This is a genomic window from Lysinibacillus sp. NPDC048646 (assembly GCF_050272295.1).
Taxonomy (GTDB): Bacteria; Bacillota; Bacilli; order Bacillales_A; family Planococcaceae; genus Lysinibacillus.
This window is the reverse complement of the sequence record NZ_JBNNLZ010000020.1, coordinates 65863-89514: the sequence shown is the minus strand read 5'-3', so window position 1 is coordinate 89514 and position 23652 is coordinate 65863. Positions and strand designations below refer to the sequence as shown.

The 23652-nt window shown below is 37.5% G+C and carries 21 protein-coding genes, 2 pseudogenes and 1 riboswitch; of the genes and pseudogenes, 10 read left to right on the top strand and 13 right to left on the bottom strand.

Annotation, left to right across the window (positions count from 1 at the left end; translation table 11 throughout):
* Positions 1-365 precede the first annotated feature (365 nt).
* From ACQKII_RS18560 to ACQKII_RS18540, 5 genes are all read left to right on the top strand, one after another.
* Complete coding sequence (locus ACQKII_RS18560; RefSeq protein WP_427461761.1) at positions 366-698, top strand: tyrosine-type recombinase/integrase; 333 nt, start codon at positions 366-368, stop codon at positions 696-698.
* Between the two features lie 293 nt (positions 699-991).
* On the top strand, positions 992-1351 hold the full coding sequence (locus ACQKII_RS18555) for a GntR family transcriptional regulator (protein ID WP_107922990.1): 360 nt from the start codon (positions 992-994) through the stop codon (positions 1349-1351).
* A 3-nt stretch (positions 1352-1354) separates the two neighbouring features.
* The gene (locus ACQKII_RS18550; protein ID WP_427461759.1) at positions 1355-2221 is read left to right on the top strand and encodes an ABC transporter ATP-binding protein; all 867 of its coding nucleotides are present in this window, start codon (positions 1355-1357) and stop codon (positions 2219-2221) included.
* The gene (locus ACQKII_RS18545) at positions 2218-2913 is read left to right on the top strand and encodes a hypothetical protein (protein WP_427461757.1); all 696 of its coding nucleotides are present in this window, start codon (positions 2218-2220) and stop codon (positions 2911-2913) included. The genes ACQKII_RS18550 and ACQKII_RS18545 overlap by 4 nt, the downstream gene beginning before the upstream one ends.
* A 66-nt stretch (positions 2914-2979) precedes the next feature.
* Entirely contained in the window at positions 2980-3687 is a 708-nt protein-coding gene (locus tag ACQKII_RS18540) for a CPBP family glutamic-type intramembrane protease (protein WP_427461754.1), read from the top strand.
* A 113-nt stretch (positions 3688-3800) separates the two neighbouring features.
* Here the strand turns inward: ACQKII_RS18540 and ACQKII_RS18535 are convergent, their stop codons facing one another.
* Positions 3801-5156, bottom strand: a complete 1356-nt coding sequence (locus ACQKII_RS18535; protein ID WP_427461751.1) for a YjiH family protein — start codon at positions 5154-5156, stop codon at positions 3801-3803.
* Between the two features lie 1054 nt (positions 5157-6210).
* Here ACQKII_RS18535 and ACQKII_RS18530 point away from each other — a divergent pair.
* The 4 genes from ACQKII_RS18530 to ACQKII_RS18515 all read left to right on the top strand — a co-directional run bounded on the left by ACQKII_RS18530 (position 6211) and on the right by ACQKII_RS18515 (position 10779).
* Entirely contained in the window at positions 6211-6537 is a 327-nt protein-coding gene (locus ACQKII_RS18530; protein WP_427461749.1) for a CotD family spore coat protein, read from the top strand.
* A gap of 1125 nt (positions 6538-7662) precedes the next feature.
* Complete coding sequence (locus tag ACQKII_RS18525; RefSeq protein ID WP_427461747.1) at positions 7663-8667, top strand: alpha/beta hydrolase; 1005 nt, start codon at positions 7663-7665, stop codon at positions 8665-8667.
* Positions 8668-9774: 1107 nt separating this feature from the next.
* On the top strand, positions 9775-10347 hold the full coding sequence (locus tag ACQKII_RS18520; protein ID WP_427461745.1) for an AAA family ATPase: 573 nt from the start codon (positions 9775-9777) through the stop codon (positions 10345-10347).
* Positions 10348-10509: 162 nt separating this feature from the next.
* Positions 10510-10779, top strand: coding sequence for a translation initiation factor 2 (locus ACQKII_RS18515; RefSeq protein WP_427461743.1), 270 nt, complete (start codon positions 10510-10512; stop codon positions 10777-10779).
* A 641-nt stretch (positions 10780-11420) separates the two neighbouring features.
* Here the strand turns inward: ACQKII_RS18515 and ACQKII_RS18510 are convergent.
* The 5 genes and pseudogenes from ACQKII_RS18510 to ACQKII_RS18490 form a co-directional block, all read right to left on the bottom strand.
* A pseudogene (locus ACQKII_RS18510) lies at positions 11421-11738 on the bottom strand (GNAT family N-acetyltransferase); the annotation flags it as partial.
* A pseudogene (locus tag ACQKII_RS18505) lies at positions 11735-11815 on the bottom strand (transposase); the annotation flags it as partial. The pseudogenes ACQKII_RS18505 and ACQKII_RS18510, both read right to left, overlap by 4 nt.
* Positions 11816-11884: 69 nt before the next feature.
* Complete coding sequence (gene glnA / locus ACQKII_RS18500) at positions 11885-13219, bottom strand: type I glutamate--ammonia ligase (RefSeq protein WP_427461741.1); 1335 nt, start codon at positions 13217-13219, stop codon at positions 11885-11887.
* 100 nt (positions 13220-13319) lie between these two features.
* Positions 13320-13694 carry a MerR family transcriptional regulator gene (locus ACQKII_RS18495; RefSeq protein WP_427461739.1) on the bottom strand — a complete coding sequence of 125 codons (375 nt, stop codon included), beginning with the start codon at positions 13692-13694 and terminating at the stop codon, positions 13320-13322.
* A 156-nt stretch (positions 13695-13850) separates the two neighbouring features.
* Entirely contained in the window at positions 13851-15101 is a 1251-nt protein-coding gene (locus tag ACQKII_RS18490) for an aminotransferase class I/II-fold pyridoxal phosphate-dependent enzyme (RefSeq protein ID WP_427461737.1), read from the bottom strand.
* Positions 15102-15250: 149 nt separating this feature from the next.
* Between ACQKII_RS18490 and ACQKII_RS18485 the strand changes: the two genes are divergently transcribed.
* The gene (locus tag ACQKII_RS18485; protein WP_427461735.1) at positions 15251-15856 is read left to right on the top strand and encodes a trimeric intracellular cation channel family protein; all 606 of its coding nucleotides are present in this window, start codon (positions 15251-15253) and stop codon (positions 15854-15856) included.
* 206 nt (positions 15857-16062) lie between these two features.
* Here ACQKII_RS18485 and cobT read toward each other — a convergent pair whose 3' ends face one another.
* The 7 genes from cobT to glpK form a co-directional block, all read right to left on the bottom strand.
* A complete protein-coding gene (gene cobT / locus ACQKII_RS18480; RefSeq protein ID WP_427461733.1) occupies positions 16063-17118 on the bottom strand; it encodes a nicotinate-nucleotide--dimethylbenzimidazole phosphoribosyltransferase in 1056 nt (351 codons plus the stop codon).
* A 115-nt stretch (positions 17119-17233) separates the two neighbouring features.
* Positions 17234-17410: riboswitch (cobalamin riboswitch) on the bottom strand.
* Positions 17411-17902: 492 nt separating this feature from the next.
* Positions 17903-18205: a rhodanese-like domain-containing protein gene (locus ACQKII_RS18475; RefSeq protein ID WP_427461731.1), complete on the bottom strand. Its 303-nt coding sequence runs from the start codon at positions 18203-18205 to the stop codon at positions 17903-17905.
* A gap of 95 nt (positions 18206-18300) precedes the next feature.
* Positions 18301-18531, bottom strand: a complete 231-nt coding sequence (gene hfq, locus ACQKII_RS18470; protein WP_010858560.1) for an RNA chaperone Hfq — start codon at positions 18529-18531, stop codon at positions 18301-18303.
* Between the two features lie 89 nt (positions 18532-18620).
* Positions 18621-19523, bottom strand: coding sequence for a tRNA (adenosine(37)-N6)-dimethylallyltransferase MiaA (gene miaA, locus ACQKII_RS18465; RefSeq protein WP_427461729.1), 903 nt, complete (start codon positions 19521-19523; stop codon positions 18621-18623).
* Entirely contained in the window at positions 19510-20427 is a 918-nt protein-coding gene (locus ACQKII_RS18460) for an alpha/beta fold hydrolase (RefSeq protein WP_427461727.1), read from the bottom strand. The genes miaA and ACQKII_RS18460 overlap by 14 nt, the downstream gene beginning before the upstream one ends.
* A 3-nt stretch (positions 20428-20430) precedes the next feature.
* On the bottom strand, positions 20431-22077 hold the full coding sequence (locus ACQKII_RS18455; RefSeq protein ID WP_427461725.1) for a glycerol-3-phosphate dehydrogenase/oxidase: 1647 nt from the start codon (positions 22075-22077) through the stop codon (positions 20431-20433).
* Between the two features lie 18 nt (positions 22078-22095).
* Entirely contained in the window at positions 22096-23589 is a 1494-nt protein-coding gene (gene glpK / locus ACQKII_RS18450) for a glycerol kinase GlpK (protein WP_427461723.1), read from the bottom strand.
* Between the last annotated feature and the right edge of the window lie 63 nt (positions 23590-23652).

Below are 23652 nucleotides of genomic sequence, written 5' to 3'. Positions count from 1 at the left end.
AAATACGTGGTTTTATCATTCCTATCCTCGGTTATAAAGTTAGGATTTCCGAAGAAATCCCTTGTATTTTCACACATTAGTGCTTATAACAAAACTTGTCGCGCTGCCTCGTTAGCTCAATAAGAAAAAAAGAGCTGCATATGCAACTCAATGATCTTTAATTAACGCCTCCGTTAGTTTAAGTATATTCATTCACAAATGTGCAAATAAGAGTGCAGAGCTAGTCTATCAAGCAAGAGTATAACGCATTTAAAAGTTAAGAATGCGAACTTTAATACCGAAAACACCTGATGAAAAACAAATACTCAAAATCAAGAAAGCGATTCCTGCTATAATTATTAATTGGTTATTTTAAGGATGTAGAGATGGAATTGCTTGACACCAATCAACTGAAGGAATATCTTGCTATATCCGGCAAGCACTTAAAACCAGCCAGTCTTGCACACTTTATGAAATCATTTTTTCGTTGGTCTCATGAGGAAGGATACCTGAGTAAGAATCCAACTTCCAAAATTAAAGAACCGAAAGTAGGGAAACGGATACCCAAGTATTTAACCGAACGGGAGATTGAACATTTTCGTGAATCCTGTCATTCCGCAATGGAAAAAGCGATTTTCGAATTCATGTTTTCTACTGGTTGCCGAATTGGAGAAATAGTTGCGTTAGAAAAGAACCATAACTTTGCTCCACTTGACTAAAGCACTCCGTTAGTTGAATAACAACAATCTTTTAGAAAACAGCCATTATTTATAACAATAATGTTTAGTTGCCTACATTGTTGTTATAAATTTTTATTTTAATCTAAAACAACTTTTTATGTTAATTGAAAATAAGTTGGAAACTTATCCACAGATTCCAACTTTTTTTGTACGATTCCAACTTTATTTGTTCTGTACAAGTGAAATTTTTCCATCAAATGGATTGACAAAAATAACCTTACGTTATATGGTTAGTTACATAACTAATTAACCAATGGACTAGGAGGTGGATTGTGAGCTATTCGTTAAGCAATGAAAAGCCTATTTTCCAACAAATTCGCGAACGCATTGAGGACGCTATTCTCGATGAACTGTTACAGCCTGAAGATCGCATTCCATCAACAAATGAATTTGCAAAGGAATATCAAATCAACCCAGCTACAGCAGGAAAAGGTGTGAACGAATTAGTGGATAAGGGAGTCATTTATAAAAAACGTGGAGTCGGTATGTTTGTCAGTACTGATGCTCGAAAGATACTAATTGCTGAGCGTAAAGAAAGTTTTTTTGCCCAGCATATTGAACCATTGAAAAAAGAAGCAACAAGATTAGGCATCTCACATGAAGAATTACAAAATATGTTACAAAGGGGATAACTTATGAGGATTGAAGTGAGGAATGTAAGTAAATCGTATAAGCACAAGCAGGCGCTGAAAAATGTCACATTTACGATTGAAGGGCCGAAAATCATTGGTTTCTTAGGTCATAACGGTGCTGGAAAAACAACATTCTTAAATCTGGTAGCAGGACTAATTGACACATCCAGCGGAAGTGTTTGTGTGAACGGAGAAAATGTCTTTAATGCCTCAACTATTTTACGGGACATTTGCTTTGTTGCAGAGAGTGGCAATTTTCAAGAAGAAATGACCATCGCTCAAAGCCTAAAGGCCAATAGCTTCTTTTATCCAAAATGGGATGCAGACCTTGCTTTGGAGCTACTCGAGGTCTTTGCGCTTAATCCGAAAGATAAAGTGCAAAGTCTGTCAAAGGGAATGATATCTGCACTAGGCATTATTACAGGCTTTGCCAGCAATGCCGGCATCACGATTTTTGATGAACCGTATATCGGGCTAGATGTAGCCGGACGTAATACATTTTATAATTTATTGATTGAACAGCAGGCTGAAAATCCAAGATTATTTATTTTGTCCACGCATTTAATTGATGAAGCAAGTGAGTTGTTTGAGGAAATCCTTATACTTCACGAAGCACAATTACTGCTTCATAAAACGGCAGATGAATGGCGGCAACATATTGTTGCTGTAAAAGGCAGCTCTCACGCTGTCGAGCAGGCAACTGCTGGCTTGGAGGTTATTTACCAGCATTATTTTATGCATGAAATGATCGCCGTTGTTTATGCCAATGGCCGCACGATCGAAGGCGACAATATTACATGTGAAAGTGTTTCTGTACAAGACATGTTGGTGTATTTAAGTAAACAACAGAAAGCGAGGGCAATTGTATGAATATAGTAAAGGGTAGCTTTTATGTATTATTTCAAAGCTATAAAAAGAAGAATATTATTTTCTGGAGTATTTTATTTTCCATTGTTTTGCTGTCGTTTTTCTTAGATACCTTTTTTGGCAAATATATTTCCTTTGTCATCACGATTTCTATTCCTGTCTATATTTTTTATAGTACAATGGGCGCAAAAATATTAAATAGAACCTTGCCCTATTTTTTAAAGCTTGGCTTAAGTCGTAAGCAGTATTTATGTAATGTTGGACTCTTTTTCATTGTTTGGAGCATCACAGGTGCACTCATTATAGCCTGTACACATAAATTGATATCTTTCTTCTATAGCTTGCTAGATGTTAAAGATATTATTATTATCCACCCAATTTTATTGTTTGATGGTTCCTCTTCCTTTTTACAAACAGTCATTTTAGACACAGTGTTACTACTGTTTTTCCTCATCTCTGGACTTTTATTGAATGTTGTCTTTTACCGTTTAGGTACACTAGGTGGCTATAGTTTTATTGGACTGCTTGCATTAATTCCGATTGTCATGGTGATTTTCGAATGGTATATCCCACTGTTTAATCTGCTATCAGAGGCTTCCGTTTATGTGCTATTAAGTAGTTTACTAGGACTCAGTATTTTGCTCTACGCCGTGATTATAAGTGCAATGCAAAAGGCTTCGGCAAATCCGGCCTGAATCCTTTAAGAATTAATGCCATAAGATGTACAGATACGAAAATTAGCCTCGAAAGGAATCGACGAAATGAACAAAAAGATTGCCTTTAAGCTTATAGGTTTGGAATTACTGTTAATATTTTTCTATGTTTTCAACGGTGCTTATGTATCTATTCAGCAACCTTCTAGCCCATTATTACAGTTTGTCTTGTTGATACCATTAGCGTTAGGACTCCTCATCTATATTGCGTCGAAAAAAAAGTGGAGCAATTACTTCTTTATTCATATCAATAAAGAAAATATTCTGATATACAGTCCACTCATTCTTGTTTTATGTATCATTTTAATAGGAACAAAAGGATTAAATTTCGACTCCTTTAGCGATTTACTTTTAATGTTTATCATGCAAATGTTCATCGTTGCATTTATTGAAGAAACAGTTTTCAGAGGAATTATGCTTCGAATATTGTTAACGAAGGGTGCATTTACAGCAGTATGGATTTCTAGCATACTTTTTGCTGTCACACATGCCTTACAGCTACTTGGCGGGCAATCCGTTGAAGATACCATCATACAAATTATTTATGCACTACTCGTAGGACTTGTGCTTTCGTTACTAATTCTGGATGGTCAATCCATTCTACTAACGATTCTATTTCATGGCTTCAATAATTTCTTCAACTTCATGGGCAATACAGAAAGTTCAATGTTGACAGGATATATCATTATTTTTGTACTATTTGTATATATGCTATTCCTATGGAAGCGAGTAAAGAAAAAAGTAACTGTTCAATAACGAAGGATCAAAATGCCAAGCCAACAAAATTTAGCACTTGGCATTTTGATTTGTGAAACCACAAAAAAAAGCAACTGTTTACATTCATAAGATGCAAACAATTGCCGTTTCGACTAGAAGAGTAGGTGAGCAACTAAAGCTGCAATTGGTAGTGAAATGATCGTACGTAATAAGAATAGGACAACTAAATCAAAAAATTTCAGTGGGATTTTTGTACCTAAAATAAGACCACCTACTTCAGACATATAGATTAACTGTGAAACAGAAACAACAGCAATTACAAAGCGTGTCGTTTCAGCTTCAATACCTGCACCCAAAATTGAAGGCAGGAACATATCTGCAAAGCCAACAACCATTGTTTGTGCTGCCTCAGCCGCTTCTGGTAAGCCGAGCACTTTTAAAATAGGTTCGAATGGCATCCCTAACACTGTAAAAACACTAGTGAATTCAGCAAGCATTAAAGCAGTCGTACCAAATGCCATAACAATGGGTGCTACGCCAATCCATAAATCCAAAACATTTCTAAACCCATCTTTTAAAAATTGGCGCGGATCACGATTTGCATGTGCGACTGTTAACGCATTTTCCAAGCCATGTGTCACAGAATTATAGCCTTTTGGTAATTGTTCACGTGATAAATCTACTGGTGTACCGTCAATATAAGTGTCTTCCTTGTTGGCAAGCGGATAAATTCGAGGCATTATGATTGCAAGCACAATCCCACAAAGTACAACCGTTAAATAATATGGGATAAAATAGCGCTCCAAATGAACTGTCTCTAACACCACGATACAGAAAGTAATAGACACAACAGAGAAGCTGGTTGCAATAATAGCAGACTCTTTTTTCGTGTAGTTCCCCATCTCATATTGTTTACTCGTCATTAAAACACCAATTGTCCCATCACCAACCCATGAAGTAAGTGCGTCAACAGATGAGCGTCCAGGGCTTTTAAAAAGTGGACGCATGATTTTCACCATCATTGTACCGAAAAACTCAAGCAAGCCGAAGTTTGTTAAAAACGGTAATAACAGTCCAGCAAATAAGAAAATTGTAAATAAAAATGTTACCAAGCCATCATTAGGATTCATTAATAATCCACCAGTATTTTCATTGATAATGGCAGCTGGGCCGAAATTAAATACAACCATTGATGCAAAGACTAAACCGATAAGACGAATGATTGTCCAAAACCAATTTACATAAAATAATGAATCTAAAATACTAGGTTCTTTGGTATTTTTTCGAGGAATAAATTTAGCAATGACTGAGCCAATAGCAGAAATAGCAAACATCGATACAGTAAAATAGCTAATGACAGGTGACACAATTCCCGCTAGTAAATTTGCTAAAATAGCAATCGGTACTTTCCATCCTGCATCTGTTAAGACTGGTGTCATGAATAATAGGACACCAATAAGAGATGGAATAATGAAGTAAAAGTAAGTGGAAGTAGGATGTTTTTTCATATTTTTAAAAAAACCTCATTTCTCTATTTTGATTGGAGTTTATACATGCTTGCTAGTTATGCACCGTTAAAAAGCTAATATATGTAAGTTTCATTTCTTCTGAATGAACAAAGAACAAATAAAAAAACATTCCCCTAAAAAGTAATCAAGGAATGACCAAGCGCTACTGTTTTATAATTAACATAGGCATTCACAATTTCTTAATATTAAGCCGGACTTCAATCTAATGCTGTATTTAACGTACCAAGCTACACTCTTCAATTTTCTTAGAATAATTTCATTCATTAAGATGATTTATATAGTGTAAAGTGCTTATTTAAATTTGTAAAATAAATTATTGTGTTAAAAGTTAATTTCTCCATTTCCAGTCAATTAAATCTTTCAAAAATCTAAAATTCCTCAAAATAATAGAGATTCTATTCATACCTCTTTCATATTATTTAACGATAATACGGACATTTAGTTGTATCTAGAATAATACCATCCTTTTCATGTTTTTATAACATCTCTATGTTACAAAACTATTGTAATCTTTATCATATATTCTGTTCACCCTTATAAAAAATGAATTTTTATACAATTAAAATAATTATAGACATTACACTATATCTTCAAAACTAATTTACTTTGTGCAAATTTGTATCACCCAAATAATCTGTAACTTCTCTCAGCCTGGGCCTTTGTATAAATCTTAAGTGAGCCATTAACATGCAAGGCATGCGATTTTCTTTATTAGGACCAATCACCACCTTACCTTTTGCTATGTCCTTCCCCTAACTTTAAACGTGTTCCATTGCTACAAGAAAATAAAAAATCCCTTAGCAAGTCCGAATTATTTAACACTAATAACAACAAGAATCAACCTGAAGATTTTAAATTTTGTCTTCCATTACTCCTCTATTCCTTTAATTGGTAGTTCATAATACTTAGGCATTACTCGTTTAATTGCCTAAGAGATTTAACCAACACTTAATAGGCATACAAATAGACCAGTTAGTCTTCCATCTCATATGTTAATTATGAACCACAACTTATCAAAACAGGAGGTTTTAACATGTTTAAACGTAATCGTCGCCATGGAAGAGGACCACATTGCTGTCCGCCACAAACAATGCCTACGCAATTTGATCCACCACAGTTTTTACCAGCTGAACAATATGTTCGTACTAACTATATCCATACTGTCGTACCACACGTTCAACCAGCTCATATCACAACTGTCAACAAACATATCTTCGATCATCAATATTTCTTCCCTTGCACGGAATCCGTAGTGAATGAATGCTGTGAAAATCACACACTTTGTGAAATGCCACATAATCCTTGCCATATGCCGCAACACTGCCCAATGCCACATCATCATAAACATATGGGCTATTAATGAAAGAGCGCGATGGGGCTATTTTCTGCCTCATCGCCTTTTTGACTATCTTATATTTCCTTAATCTAATATGTACATGCTAGTAAGTTTAATTTGACCATGACTTTAAATTGGCACTCAGGCTAACCTCATTTCAAGTTGTGCATCCTTATTACTCTGGAAAAAGGATTTTCGCTGCCCTAACAGAAATAATTGTCGTACACAGTGTTACATCGTTATTCCAAGGCAAAATAGATATCGGTAATAGTAATGAATTTTTTTAAAATGCTGCTTCATGTTTAATTTCGATAAATTTATGATACATTCTCTATTTTCAAATTACATTTCAGGCAATTCGTTTACATCGCTTATGGTAAATGTATGGAAATTTTTTATTGTATTACATATTCCATAAAAGGCGTTGAAGCCCAGAGCCCCCAACGCTTTTGATCACATTTGTTAATGGGATAATCAGCTGTTGTCGATCCACAACAATTTGGCGATTCCGTTGAATTTGGACCTATAATTTTTCACGCTGACACTGGCAATTACTCAACAAATATTAAAGGGTCACTTCCCATCCAAAAGTGACCCAAACCAACAAATCAGGATGTGCAAAGCTAAATTAGCTTTACACTACTATTACTATGATGTGATAGCTATTTATGTCTAGCTATTTGCCTGTAAACTAGAACAAAAAAATAAAAAGCCGCAGTGAGTTGGTATGAATTAAATTCCATTACATACATTAGTTTTGGGATAGCACCTTTAGCATCGCCCCACGATGTTTTCGTACTTCGCTATCCCATTTTTGTACATTTTACTCATATTGTGCGGTAGTTAGCATGTAGCGTGTTGATTGATGTAGAGAATTTATTTTTAAAAGTGGATAGTACGTTATCTCCAAACAATGCTATGAAAATAGTTTTATTATTTTTAATATATTTTAAAATCTCTACAAGATTTTTTTCATGATATTCATTATTTTCATTCCTGCTCATTTATGACACTATTGATATTAGTATTGAGATAATAACACATCGAAATGAATTGATTGTTGTCTTCCGAATTTGAATTAATATAATAAATCATAAATCAGCATCAATAACTCAACGTAATGTTGAAATAAAAAGGAGTATAAAAATTATGAAAAAATTTTTAAAAATATTCAAATGGATGGTAATTATAATGACAGCAAGCCTATTATTGATTATTACCGTTAACCATTTTAATCCAGCCCCCTTTTTAAAAGTTACAGGGAGTTTTCTAGGTGCTGAGTACAGTTACGATGAGAGTGTTAAACAAACAGAAGAGGTATTAAGTGATAATACAAAAGTATATAGAAATGTTACCTATGCAAGTAATTATACTAATAATTATTTAGATATTTTTGTACCAGAAGGAGATACAACAACTACAAGACCCGTGCTTTTTAATATACATGGTGGCGGCTTTGCATGGGGTGATAAAGTAGATGATGAAGAATTTGTTCAACACTTTGTTGATGAAGGATACATTGTAGTCTCAATGAATTATGCTTTATCTCCTGATAATTTATATCCTGTTCCAATTATTCAAGCAACAGAAGCCCTAGGTTATGTTGCTGAAAATGCACAACAATATGGTATCGATAAAAATAACTTTGTGATTTCTGGTGGTTCGGCTGGTGGACAATTAGCAGGCCAATTAACTATTATTCAAACTAATAATGAATATGCAGAAAAATATGGATTTAAGGCAACAAAGGATATATCAATAAAAGGAGTTATTTTAAATTGTGCCTTATTAGATATAACACGTGTCGATAATACAGGTTTCACATTTACAAACTGGCTTTTCAACGGTATGGTTAGAGCTTATTTTGGTTCAAATGAGTTTGAAAGTCTATCCGAGGTTGCTGAGGCAAATGTTATTGAAAATACAAATGTGGATTTTCCAAGTACTTATTTAACTGACGGAACAGTTGCAACCTTCACTGATCAAGCATTAGATTTCAAAGAAAAATTATCATCTTTTGGAATAGATGTAACAATATATATTACTCCTGAAGAATCGAATCAAGCACATGGTTATAATGGTAATTTTTCAACAGAGGAAGCACAATACAATATAGCTCAAGAGTTAGACTTTATGAAGAAAGTCACTCAGTAATAAAATAAATAACAACCATACAGATTTAGGAGGAACTTCTAGTGTTGTGCAATTATCTACCATTTGGTGGGAAATAATATTGTTTATCCAATGACAAAACAAATAAAATTTCATCATGAAATACCAATGGGAACCATCATGACATATACATAGACTATCACTCACATTATAAGATTCCCTCTTTAGCAATCCCTCCGAAAAGTGACGGCTTTTTTATAAAAATCATGTGAGCATGTAACGCCTGACTTGATTTAATTTTGATTAAAAAGAACCATTGCTTATTCTCAAGAGTCATATACTTCTCCACAGTATTGATCACTCTACTTTTCTTGAGGATAAATCTAAATCACTTTGTAAACAGAAAGTGGTCCTTTTTTATAGATTTTGAATATTTTTAAATCTATTCCAAAGGCAATAAATTATATAAACATAACTATGGCGTCATATAAATAGTAATTAAAGCTAAGCTGGCTTTACACCTCCAAATTCCTTTCTAAGGGTCACTACGCCCAAGTGACCCTGTTTTATACCTTTTTTCATCAGATTGTTCATTAGTTTGCTGTAGCCTAAAAGACGCCGCAGCTTTTTCCATGTCATAATTTACATATATTACATACATAGGTGATGATATGGAAAACAATAAATTGGTTTGTAAGGCTTGCGGTAGTGATTCCTTTACAACCGGTCAAGTTGGTGATGCTAGTACTTATGGTAGTGTTAAACCTATCGGATCTGCATTTACTGCAGGATCCCCATTTATTTTTCGCTTTTGTAAGGTTTGCGGCGAAGTAGCTTCAATCAAGGTTGTAATACCGCAAAAATTCAAGTGGTCACTTATATTTTATATTTAGGGTCACTTCTAGCAGTGTGACCCTTTAATAGTTTCTTTCTTCATATTGTTCAGTAATAAAAATGTACTCGACAAAAAAGAACTATACTTTACAATAAAGTTATATACTGAAAAAAGATGTATACCCTGATTATATAACTCTAATGAGTGGAGTTTAGTCGTATCTTTTTTGATACAGATAGTTTCTACTCAATCATTTGGATACATCCTTTTTGTGGATTAAAATAAAGTATAAATACCTAGGAGAATATCGGAAAATGATTGATAATAATTTATTTAGAGATGATTTTATCATTATTACCGGAGGTCCCGGTTCTGGTAAAACAACTTTGTTAGATGAAATACTTAAAAATAACTATAACTACATTCCTGAAATTGCAAGAGAAATCATTCAAACACAAGTTTCTTCTGAAGGTGATGCGCTACCTTGGAAAAATGTAAAAAAATATCGTGATTTAATGTTAGATAAATCAATAGAAAGCTTTATTTCAGCATTGACGAACCCTCAAAAACAACCTTTATTTTTTGATAGAGGCATTCCAGATACTCTTGCCTATACTCACTTAATTAATATTCCAATTTCGAAGAGACTTGAATCAGCAACTAGAAAGTACATGTATAACAAGAAGGTGTTTATTTTACCCCCTTGGAAAGACATATACAAAACTGATTCTGAAAGAAAACAGGATTTTGAAGAAGCTGTAGCAACTTATAAAATCATGTTTGAAACTTATAAACATCTTGGATATGAACTTATTGAAGTACCCAAACTGATCGTTGAAGAAAGGGCAAGCTTTATTATTAAAAATGTAGTATCTTGGGAGCTTTAGATGGAACGCTATTTGTACAATCAGCAACCAATCCTCAAATTGTTCAGTACAACAATCCTACAACCTAGATAATAATTATTTGTATTTGTCACTTTTCATCTCTTTAATTCATAGGATACAGTTGAGATGCTTGATCACTATGAAAGTGAAGGGGATATTGTAATGAATGATTATAAAAAAAATCCACAACAATCTTTGGATACAACAGAAATTCAAATAGCTAGACTTGCATATATCGGAGCTTCAATCTCAACATTGGGGGATGGTCTATCTGCTGTTGCAGCAGGCCTAGCGCTAAATGCATTAGAAAAATCGAGTAACCAGAATCCTCAAAACCAAAATAATGATCAATCTAAAAGTTCAGAAGACATGCAAAAACAGATAGACTATTTAATAAATGAACTAAAACAAGTAAAAAAAATGATGCGATAACTCCAACTTACTGACAAGATACTTTTGATTAATTGTTATTTTGAAGTTTTAATAAAAAGAGGTGTAATCTTTTGCAATAGCCACAAATGGCGAATTCAATGCCATTCGATTTTACGAACGCTTGGCTCAACTTGCTCCAAACGGTGAAATTAGAGATAGAATTCTTGAAATAAGAAATGATGAAATACGTCATTATCAAAGTTTTCCCTACATTTATACATGCATTACAGGACAGCAACCATGTCCTCAAATAACCGAACAATTGCCAACTTAACTTTAAAAGTGGAGTGATAACCGCTTTTAAAGATGAACAAGAAGCAGTCGAGTTTTACCTTAGAGTAGCTAGGGAACCTTATATTCCATATATCAGTAACCAATTTAGGTCGAATGCTTTAGATGAACAGAGTCATGCTGTTTGGTTTTTATTTTTTTATAACAAAATACTAATGACGCTACCGACTATTGAGGTCGGTTTCTTTATTAACTCTTGTTACTGAACATTTTTTATCAGATATTCACTGTGATGAAATTCAAAATTCCACTTTGATATATCTGTTTAAGGTAACCTTCTACTCCTTCTTACTCAACTAACCGGCCACGTTAGCACAAGAAGCGATTGTTCAATTAGGTTGTTGCACAGTTTATTTCCATTCATTAGCCAAAAGTCCATAAATAACGTGGTCTACATAATGGTCATATAACCACTCTGCTTGTCTTATTCTTCCTTCTTCTTTAAAATCGAACCTTTCTGGAAGTGCTCTACTTTTTTTATTTTCAACTGCGACTCTAACTTCAATTCGATTTAGTTTAAGGTCATTGAATCCGTAATCAATTAATGTTTTGAATGCTTTAGACATTATACCTTTACCTTGAAATTTTTCACCTAACCAATAACCCACAACACCAATTTTGTTATTCTTATTGATTTCATTAAATCCGATTGTACCAGCAATTCTTCCATCTTGATTTGATCATAAATAACTTGTCTTCTGTATTTCGATGCGAAGACGATATGATACTTACATTCCCTTGTTATATGTGCTCATAGCAAGGGGTTTTCCAAAAAAAAGAAAAGCGTTGGAGCCTAGAGCCCCAACGCTTTTAATTAATACATTTTTAAATATTGATCGCGTTCCCATTGGTGTACTGTTGTGCGGTACATGTCGAACTCGATTTCTTTTGCTTCTTTGAAGTTTGCATAGATATGTTCACCTAGCGCTTCTTGAGCAATTTTGTCTTTTGCTAGTAATGCTAAAGCGTCATCCAGTGCTGGTGGTAAATTTTCAATACCATTTGCCTTACGTTCTTCTTCACTCATTACATAGATGTTACGGTTGATGGCAGCTGGTGGTGTTAATTGTTGGCGGATTCCTTCTAGGCCCGCTTCTAAAATAACAGCCATTGCTAAATATGGGTTTGCTGCTGGGTCCACTGAACGTACTTCTACACGAGTTGAAAGACCGCGTGCAGATGGAATACGGATAAGTGGTGATCGGTTTTGCGCTGACCATGCTACGTAACATGGCGCTTCATAACCAGGAACAAGTCGTTTATAAGAGTTAACTGTTGGGTTTGTTACTGCTGTGAAACCTTGAACATGCGCAAGAACTCCTGCCATGAATTGCATAGCTGTTTCAGAAAGACCTAGTTCTGTTGATTTATCGAAGAATGCATTTTCTTTACCTTTAAATAAAGATACGTTGAAATGCATACCAGAGCCTGCTTCACCGAATAATGGTTTTGGCATGAATGTAGCATGTAAGCCATGTTTGCGTGCAATTGTTTTCACAACTAATTTGAATGTTTGGATGTTATCACAAGCAGTGATTGCATCAGCATATTTGAAGTCAATTTCGTGTTGTCCAGGCGCTACTTCATGGTGAGACGCTTCGATTTCAAAGCCCATTTCTTCTAGTTCTAATACGATGTCACGACGGCAATTTTCACCTAAATCAGTTGGTGCTAAGTCGAAGTAACCACCGTGGTCATTAACTTCTAATGTTGGTTCACCTTTTGCATCTAATTTGAATAAGAAAAATTCTGGCTCAGGTCCTAAGTTGAAGCTTGTGAAGCCTAAGTTTTCCATTTTTTTCAGGATTCGTTTTAAGTTGTTACGTGGGTCACCAGCAAATGGTTCGCCTTTTGCAGTGTACACGTCACAGATGAAACGTGCTACTTTCCCTTTTTCAGAAGTCCAAGGGAATACTACGAAAGAACCTAAATCAGGAAATAAGTACATATCTGATTCTTCGATACGTACGAAGCCTTCAATTGATGAGCCATCGAACATCATTTTGTTATCTAGTGCTTTGTCTAGTTGGCTTACAGGAATTTCAACGTTTTTGATTGTGCCAAGAATATCCGTAAATTGTAAACGAATAAAGCTTACATTTTTTTCTTCGATTAGACGCTTAATGTCCTCTTTTGTGTATTTACCCACAGTTTTCCACACTCCTATAAATTGTCTAGCTTATATTATTACCCTACCCTATTCATGAAACAATAAACGGTCCGCTCAAAAAGCTTACGATTGCTCAATTTTAATAGAATCGAGATAAATCCCCACGTCTGATGGATGATTTTTGCATGCGCTGTGCTTGACGCACTTCTTCGCGCATAATTCGACGCAATTCTTTGTCGCTTAAATCTGGTTCTTCTGCTGCAACAGGATCAAGCTTTTTAGCGAATATTTTTTTAATTTTCGCCATATTCATGCCCTGCTCCAAGTAATCCTTTACTTCTAGCAGTGTGTCGACATCATTTAATGAAAACATACGACGATTGCCTTCTGTTCGGTGCGGCTCGATTAAATGGTGTTCTTCATAATAACGAATTTGGCGTGCCGAAAGCTCGGTCAATTGCATCACGATACTCATGGATAATAGCGGCATAGTTCGTCTAATTTCACGACTCATTTAAGTCCCCTCCAATACCCGCTAATCATATAACGAAAATTTTTCACTGTCAATAAAGATGTAAGGTTTCCTAACATCATTTTTCAGATTTTTTTTGAAGTGATAAAAAATTGTAAAAAACGATAGAAAAAAATGCTTGAATTAATTATTGTTTCCCTATTTTGAGATGGATTGCACTGCGCTACAAATGGCCAATTTCACGTGCTCATACGTTAATCCACCTTGAATGAACGCTGTATAAGGTGGACGAATCGGACCATCCGCTGTTAGCTCAATACTCGAACCTTGAATAAATGTTCCTGCCGCCATAATAACATCATCCTCGTACCCAGGCATATACGCTGGTTCTGGGGCATAATGCGCATTAATCGGAGAATTCGCTTGAATTTCTCGACAAAAAGCAATCATCTGCTCCGCCGTTTGGAATGATACCGATTGAATTAAATCCGTTCGCACAGCATCATAACTAGGTGACGTCGTCATGCCTGCTTCCGCCAACATCCCTGCTGTGAAAATGGCACCTTTTAACGCTTGTGAAACTACGTGAGGCGCAAGGAAAAAACCTTGATAGAAATCACCTAATGTATTTAATGTGGCACCAGCTTCAGCACCAATACCCGGTGACGTCATACGATAGGCGCATTTTTCTACTAAATCGGCACGGCCGGCAATATAACCACCGATTTTGGCTAAGCCACCACCTGGATTTTTAATCAGCGAGCCTGCCATTAGATCAGCACCGACCTCAGTCGGCTCGTGTGCCTCGACAAATTCACCATAGCAATTATCCACAAAAATAACTGCATCTGGTGCAAGTTGACGAACCTTTGCACACATTTCTGCAATTTGTGCAATCGTAAATGATGGTCGTGTGGCATAGCCCTTAGAACGCTGAATTGCAATCATTTTGGTGTTCGGTGTAATGGCTGCTACTACACCTTCCCAATCAATCGTGTGGTTGTCGATTAAATCCACATGACGATAGCGTATTTTATAATCCTTCAGCGAGCCAGTATCCTTGTCTCCCCCATCAACAATCGATTGCAATGTATCATATGGTTGACCCGAAATATAAAGCAACTCATCACCAGGACGTAACACACCGAATAAACTAAGCGTGATGGCATGCGTACCCGAAATAATTTGCGGACGCACTATAGCTGCTTGTGCTCCAAATACCTCTGCATAGACACGTTCAAGATTGTCACGACCTTCATCATCGTAACCATAGCCATTGGAAGGGTGCAGATGATAATCACTTACCTGATGCTTTCTGAATGCCGCAAGCACCTTTTGTTGATTGTAAAACGCCATGTCCTCTACTTTTGCATGATAAGGACGTACCTTTTCTTCTATTTTAGCCGCGAAAGCTAGCGTTTGTTCTGTTAAATTACTTGTAAAAGTCATTGTTTTCGTCTCCGTTTCACATATGTTCCTGTCTTATCTTATCAATTTGTGCGCAAGCCTGCAAAACTTGCTATTGTTTCTATTTACAAGATGCGCTAAGCTAAGGGGCGGACTTATTACAAATTATTCTCGTATAAGGAGTGAAAGTTGTGGCTTGGGAAGTATTTAGCACCATTGGGACAATTGCCTTCGCCATTTCCGGGGCAATAATTGCGATGGAGGAAGAATACGATTTATTCGGTGTATATATACTTGGCATTGTAACTGCATTTGGTGGCGGTGCCATTCGAAATTTACTGATTGGGTTGCCCGTGACAACACTGTGGGGCCAGGATATGATGTTTCAAATTGCCATAGCGGCGATTACGATATTTTTTATATTTCCACATCATCTTATCCAGCATTGGCATCGCTGGGGCAATTTCACGGATGCCATTGGCTTATCGGCATTTGCCATTCAAGGCGCACTTTATGCTGTCAAACTCAACATGCCAATTAGTGCAGTCATTGTGGCCGCTGTCTTAACAGGTTCAGGTGGTGGGATTGTTCGTGATGTATTAGCTAGACGCAAACCACTCGTACTCCGCGATGAAATCTATGGGGTATGGGCAGCAATAGCAGGACTTATCGTAGGGCTAGAACTATTTTCAGGAGATATCTTTTTATATGTATTATTCGGTGTCATAACAGCATTACGCATTCTCTCTTATATGAAGAAATGGCGTTTGCCGTTGCGAAAGTTGAATCGAGCTTAGCCAAATTACTTTCAATGCTAAATACCAACAAGCCCAAATAGCTATTCTGTTACTTGGGCTTGTTTTCCCCTATTTCTTAAAAAAATAACATGCTACAACGATTACTGTCACCAAGTATTCTAAGTAAATCTATACTTATTGAAAATACGGTAACTACTTTGAAAAGAACTAATTGTTTTTCTTTAATCGAAAATTCATAGATCTGGTTACTTTTCCAACAGCTTCATCGATTCTTCTAATGTAGCCATGTTTTTCATCATGGAGCAAGCTGCGTCCAAAATAGGAAAGGCTAAAGCTGCACCAGAGCCTTCTCCCAATCGCATATTCATATGCAGCATCGGTTCAACTCCGAGCAAATCGGCGGCAATTTTTGCACCTGGTTCTTCAGAGGTATGAGAAGGAATGATATAGTCTTTAACTTTTGGTTCGAGTTCGTATGCAAGAAGTGCAGCAATGGTAGATATAAAACCATCAATGACCACAGGCTTGCGATTAGCAGCGGCAGCAAGTACGACACCCGCCATAGCGCCTATTTCTAAACCACCAACTTTTGCAAGAATATCAATCGCATCTTGGCGATTTGGTTTGTTTAAGGCAATGGCTTTTTGAATGACCTCTACTTTATGTTCAATTCCCCCAGGTCCAATGCCTGCACCGAATCCTGTCACTTCAAGCGGATTACACGCATGAAGAACCGATAATATCGCAGCACTTGGCGTTGTATTGCCAATCCCCATTTCACCTGTCCCGAGTACATTGGCCCCATTTTTTATTTCTCCTGTCGCTACTTCAATGCCTACTTCAATTGATTGAATAGCTTCTTCCCTTGACATGGCAGGACCTTTTGCCATATTATCCGTGCCATATTTAATTTTTTTTAGGATGACACCCGCATCAAACGGAATATCCTCCTTTACACCAACGTCTACCGTTACAATTTTTGCATTTGTAATTTTAGCGATAGCACAAACTCCTGTTAACCCTTTTGGAAAATTTAATGTTTGAAAGACCGTCACATTTTGTGGGTTTGATGTCACCCCTTCATCACAAACACCATGATCTGCCGCACAGACAATAATGGCTTTGTTATCAATATTGGGAAATAATTGTCCTGTTATACCAGATAGTTGCACGGCTAGAGATTCAAGTTTACCTAAACTTCCAGGGGGCTTGCTAAGGGCGTCTATTCGTTCCCTCGCTTCCTCCATCATCTTGTTGTCAGCACCTTGAATGTTTTGAATTGTTTGTTGTAATAAATGCATGAAAATTTCCCCTTTCCTTTTTGGCCTATTACTTTGAAAATAAGAATAAAGAAAAAACAAAAAGCCTGTAGTTTATTCCATAACAAATAAACTACAGACTTTTCCATCGTCTATATAAACCGAAGTCAATTAGGCAGGTCTCCTGGCTCAATTTCAACATTTCATAGAACCTTCCCAGCACCATGCTAGTGGCATTCTCTATGAAACTCCCTTTTACAGTGGTGGGACCGCTAAAGTTTTTCACTTTATTCCCTATTCTCCCGCAATGGGCACCTAATACTTTTATGTAACTCCTTTAAATCTACGACAAAGTGTTTTTTGTGTCAATATACTAAAATAATCGATGTAGGAACACAAAACAGTGAAGTCAAGATAATTAAACTACCGTGAGAACGCGTCTGATATAAGTCAAAAACAAAATAAGCAGTGTATGCACCCAATTATGAATGTCTACTTGACAGTGTATGGGGCTACTTGTTTGGGATATAAAGGGGTTACACATTTTAGAAATGATGCAGCCAACTTTAAGAATGAAAAACTTAGAAAAACGATAAAATTAGTTGATTGGCGTGCAGGCGACGACTCCTTGGGGGGACTAGCGAACAGCTTGAGACCCCCAAGGTGCATTAGCGACGAGGAGGCTCAAGGTTCGCCCCCAGGAAAGCGTCCGCCAAAACGGCAATCAACGGCGTCGAAGTAAAAGCCATGGCAGAAACGATTAATCGTTTCCGCCATGGCTAAACTTTTTCAGTACCCTCGTATAAACGAGGGTTTTACTCAACAATTATTTAAATTCTAACTCGCCATCGTAAGCAAGCATACCGCCTTCAAGGTTTGTTACATCAAAGCCTCGATCTTCTAGAAATGCACAGGCATTTGCAGAGCGTCCGCCAGCTTTACAAACCACGATATACGGTTTTGATGCATCCAATTCTTCTAGGCGATCTGGAATTGTGCCAAGTGCGATGTGTTGTGCGCCCGGGATCATACCTTGTGCAACTTCATCATCTTCACGAACATCGATAATGTATAAATCTTCGTTTGTATCCAGTAATTCTAATATTTCGGTTGTTTCCATTGTTTTCATGTGTATAATCCTCCAATATGTCTAAACTCTTGTACTATTATAGCGTGAACAAAAAAAAACAGCTAGTGTCACACACTAACTGTTCATATAGCCTCTTATTCTTCTGTCTCTGAAAAATCTACTTGCTTTGCTGGAACGAATGTAGAAATCGCGTGTTTGTATATAAGATGCTGTTTGTTGTCAGCGTCTACTAATAACACAGTAAAATTATCATAGGATTTTACAGTCCCTTTTAACTGGAATCCATTTAAAAGAAACACAGTTACAAAAACACTGTTTTTACGTAGATGGTTTAAGAACGTATCTTGCAAATTAATTGATTTCATCAAATGCGCCTCCCCTAATCTCTTTCTACCTCTTCATTCCTATAGTAGCATGTTCTACCAATTAAGCAATTAGTAATTTTTTGAAATTATTAAATACGCCAGTCTTTTTCGACAAATTGCACATCCATTTTATTTCGGAAATAGGTTAACTGTCTTTTCGCATAACGTCGTGAATTTTGCTTTAAACGCTCGATTGCCTCTTCAAGTGTGCATTTACTATCTAAATAATCATATAACTCCTTGTAACCGATCGCCTGAATCGACTGGACACCTCGAATATTTTGTTGCCATAAGCCCTTCACTTCTGCTAAGAGGCCCTTTTCCATCATTACATCGACACGAAGGTTAATGCGGTCGTAGAGCTCTTCACGCGACATATTTTGGCCAAGCCCTAAAATCAAATGATGATAAAGCGGAATTTCCCCACGGTTTTGTGCTGCGGATGCCTTCGAGACCCCACTAAGCTCAATCATCTCTAATGCCCGAATGACACGACGCGTATTGTTTGGATGTATTGTCTCAGCTGTTTTCGGGTCACGCATAGCAAGCTTTGCATGCATTGCCTCTGGACCTAACTTTGCAAGCTCAGCGTAATAGGCTTCACGTGCCGCTTCATCGACCTGCTCCTCTGTAAATTGAAAATCATAGAGTACTGCTTGCACATATAATCCCGAGCCTCCTACTAAAATCGGCAGCTTTCCACATCCTTGAATATCAGCAATTTTAGCTCGCACTAATTTCTGATAATCGGCAACCGAGAAGGATTCTGTTGGCTCTTTGAAACTAAGTAAATGATGTGGCACACCCTCCATCTCTTCCTCAGTAATTTTCGCCGTACCAATATCTAAACCTTCATATACTTGCATTGAATCGCCGTTAATGATTTCGCCATTATACTTTTTTGCAATTTCAATACTGAGTGCCGTTTTGCCAGAAGCCGTGGGTCCCACAATCGCTACGACCTCTGCCTGCTGTAATTTATCTTGTATCATATTTTCCCAACCACCGTAATAAAACTTGATAAACCGCTTGTTGATTGTCCTCGTTCAAAATCTCATGTCGCTTATCTTCAAACAAGTAGACTGTTACATCTTGTACACCGGCAGCTGCAAACTGCTCAGCGACTGTGTATACACCTTGTCCGTGATCACCGACTGGATCCTTGCTTCCACTTATCAATAAGATCGGTAAGTTTTTCTTTATTTTTTCAATCTCTTTTTTTCGATTCAGCAACATAAAACCTGCCGTTAAATCAACGAAAAATTGATTCGTCGGCATAAATCCACAATATGGATCATCGATATATTTCTGCACTTCTTGCTCTACCGAACATAACCAATCATAAGCCGTTTTCGGATTTGGAAACTGTTTATTAAAGCTACCGAAACTCAGCTTATTTAACAATGGGCTCTCCGTATCTTTGCCATGTTGCATCGCCAATGTACGGGCAAAGAAATGACCCGCCATATGCAATGTTGAAACACTGCCTGTCCCACATAGAATAACATTATCAACCTGATCACTATGCAATTGAATATATCTTCTTGTAATAAAAGACCCCATACTATGACCAAATAAGATAAACGGAACATCTGTAAACTGCGCATGCATAGTCATGACAATTTCATGGACATCCTCCACGACACGCTCAAAACCATTGTGCTCGGCAAAATAGCCCAATTTGCCGTTATATCCTGCTGTTTCCCCATGTCCTCGGTGATCATGCATGGTTACCGCATAGCCCGCAGCACATAGCTCCCCCGCAAGTTTCACATAACGACCGCTATGTTCTGCCATACCATGCAAAATATGAATATGACCAATACAGGAAATTGTTGGTGCCATTGTTCGCGTAAACACAAAATGTCCATCTGACATTTGAATATAGCGTTCCATTTTCTATACTCCTTCCTCAGCAAAATTTGTCGCATCAAGGATTGCTTGTTCTAGCTGAGCAACATATGTGTCTTTTTGTGCTTCTGTATAGTGAAAACGTTGTTGCATCACTTGAATAACCTGCTGCTTATAACGTTTAACTGCATGAATATCAAAGTATAATAAGCCCGTACGACGGATAAAGAAATCACTTGGCGTATATATCATCTCCTCCTTCATGCCATATAATAGCATCGCATTTAGCGCGAGTGGCATTGTGCTCCCATGTTCATGCAAATATTTCACCTGTTCAAATAAAGCATCGACATTCGTGCCATATTTTTGCACAAGTTGTTTTGCTTCATCATAATTTAAACCGTACTGAACGCCCTCTCTTGCTTTATAGGTAGTATAATCAGGGAAATTAATGGCATTTATGCCCTTTGCGCCAGAAAGCGAAAGTTCACGTGTCATACATGGACTAGCATGCTTAAATTTATGCATTTTGACAATTTTATCGACGACGGTTTCAGCCATTTGACGATAGCCTGTTAGCTTACCACCCGCAATGGTCATCAAACCACTTGGAGCTGTCCAAATTTCATCTTTACGTGAAATTTCTGAAGGATCTTTTCCTTTTTCGAAAATAAGAGGTCGTACACCTGCCCACGATGACTCTACCGTCTCACGTGCTATATTTGCTGTTGGAAATATATTTTTTGCAGCGGCTATTAAATAATCAACGTCTGCTTGCGTCGCCACAGGATGTACGGGATCACCTTCATATACTGTATCAGTTGTGCCAATATAGGTCTTACCATCACGCGGTATCGCAAACGCCATACGACCATCTGGAATATCAAAATACACAGCTTGTTGCAACGGAAAATACTTTTGGTCAAGGACAATATGTACACCTTTTGTCAGGCGTAATTGTTTCTTGTCCATCGTTTTATCCTTTTGACGAACTTCGTCCACCCAGGGACCAGCCGCGTTGACAATTTGTGCTGCATGGACTTCCACTGTTTCACCCGTAATATGATTCTTAACTTTTGCGCCAACTAGCTTTTTCTTGTTATATAAAAACCCTGTCATTTCAGCATAATTTAAACAAAGCGCCCCGTATTCAACTGCTTTTTTCAGTACTTCAATTGTGAGGCGGGCATCATCTGTGCGATATTCCACATAATAGCCTCCACCAACAAGCTCGTCACTATTCAAAAGAGGCTCGAGTGCTGCAGTTTCTTGTGCGCTCAGCATCGTTCGACGTTCATGCTTTTTCACACCTGCTAGTCGATCATATACTTTCAACGCCAATGATGTTGTAAATGGTCCAAGCGAGCCCTTCTTATATAAAGGAAGCAACATTTTTTCAGGCATCGTGACATGAACAGCATTGTCATAGACAATTTCACGTTCACGTCCTACCTCTGCTACAACACTTACGTCAAACTGTTTTAAATATCGAAGGCCTCCATGAATAAGTTTTGTCGAACGACTTGACGTACCAGCCGCAAAATCCTGCATCTCAATCAGTGCGACTGACAATCCTCTTGAGGCGGCATCAAGCGCAATTCCTGCTCCCGTAATGCCCCCTCCAATCACTAATACATCAAAGCTATACTGCTCTAAATAATGCATGATTTTAGGTCGATGCTCAAATGAAAACATACTCTTTTCCCCCATTAGCTATGATTTAAATATACGTGTAGCTTCTACTGCTTTTTGCCAACCGGTATATAAAGCCTGACCTTGCTCCGCTTCCATCTTTGGATGATAGTTTTTTCCATTAACCCACAGTGTGGATAAGGTTTCTTTACTCTGCCAAAAATTAGTGGCAAGCCCCGCTAAATAGGCTGCACCAAGCGCTGTTGACTCATTGAGTTTTGCCAACTCCACCTTTAACTGCAAAATATCACTTTGGAACTGCATTAACAGGCTGTTATTTACTGCTCCTCCATCAACACGGAGTACCTCAATCGGTGTCCCAGCTGCTTCCTCCATCGCATCCAGCACATCCTTTGTTTGGTACGCCAAAGATTCAAGTGTTGCGCGGATAAAATGCTCTTTCGATGTGCCACGCGTTAAACCAAAAATCGCCCCACGCGCATCCGTATCCCAGTACGGTGTTCCCAAGCCAACAAATGCAGGTACAACATATACACCATCCGTGTCTTCTACCTTTTTTGCATACTTTTCAGAATCCGCCGCAGTACGAATCATCCGCAGTCCATCCCGTAACCACTGGATCGCTGAGCCTGCTACAAAAACGCTACCCTCTAGCGCATATGTCACCTTGCCGTCTATGCCCCAAGCAATCGTTGTGAGCAAGCCATTTTTAGAATGTACGGCCTGCTGTCCTGTATTTAATAACATAAAACACCCTGTACCATACGTATTTTTAGCCATTCCTTTATCAAAGCAAGTTTGCCCAAAAAGTGCGGCTTGCTGATCCCCTGCAATACCAGCAATCGGTATTTTCTCGCCAAAAAAGATACTTGGTGCAGTCGTCGTATAGACCTCTGATGAATTCTTCACTTCCGGCAACATCGTCATCGGAATATCCAAAATTTCACAAAGCTGATCATCCCATTTTAGTTCATGAATATTGTAAAGTAATGTACGTGCTGCATTCGAATAATCCGTAATATGCGCCTTTCCCTTTGATAATCGCCAAACAATCCACGAATCAATCGTACCAAATAATAAATCGCCATTTTCTGCCTTGTCACGTGCGCCTTCCACATTATCTAAAATCCATTTAATTTTCGTTGCTGAGAAATAGGCATCGAGACGCAGACCTGTTTTTTGCTGAAATAAATCCTCAAGATCCTGTTTCTTCAATTCATGGACAATGTCCTGCGTTTGCCGAGATTGCCATACAATCGCATTGTAGACAGGCTGCCCCGTATGTTTATCCCAAATAACGGTTGTTTCCCGCTGATTCGTAATCCCAATAGCGTGAACTTCGCTTGCTTCATGACCACTTTCTGTTAAAACGGCTGCAATGACAGCTAAGACAGAGCCCCAAATTTCATTAGCATTATGCTCCACCCAACCAGCTTTCGGAAAATACTGCTGAAATTCTTTTTGCGCCACATGGGCAATCTCACCCTTATGATTGAATAAAATTGCACGCGAGCTCGTTGTTCCTTGGTCAATAGCTAAAATAAATTCACCCATCCATTCTCCCCCTTTTGCACTTTATGTGTTGACTGTGCAAATTTGTAGCAACAGCGTACGTGT